Source organism: Priestia sp. SIMBA_032 (genome assembly GCF_046535215.1).
Lineage (GTDB): Bacteria > Bacillota > Bacilli > Bacillales > Bacillaceae_H > Priestia > Priestia aryabhattai.
The window spans coordinates 1-238 of record NZ_JAWRXD010001501.1 but is presented as its reverse complement, the minus strand read 5'-3'; the positions used below and the strand labels follow the sequence as shown (position 1 = coordinate 238).

The window sequence follows — 238 nt, the reverse complement described above, 5'->3', positions numbered from 1 at the left end:
GTGGTTCATCGCCTGGAAAATCGAGCGCCAGGATCAGTGGTTCGGAGACAGCGCTGACTAAATATCACTTCGCCATACCTGTTACTTATAACAGGTTACAAACTGATCCTCCGAGAGTTGAATACATACGGGCTCTGCCTATTCCAACCGCCCAGGGAGAATCAGACATGAACATGAAACAACGCATCGGCATCGCCGCCATGGTGCTAAGCGCTGTTATGTCAACGGCTGACGCTGA

The 238-nt window shown here is 50.8% G+C and carries 1 protein-coding gene; it reads left to right on the top strand.

Going from position 1 to position 238, the window contains the following annotated elements; translation table 11 throughout:
- The coding region (locus SB717_RS39305) for a hypothetical protein (protein ID WP_410908727.1) at positions 1-238 on the top strand (238 nt) is incomplete at both ends.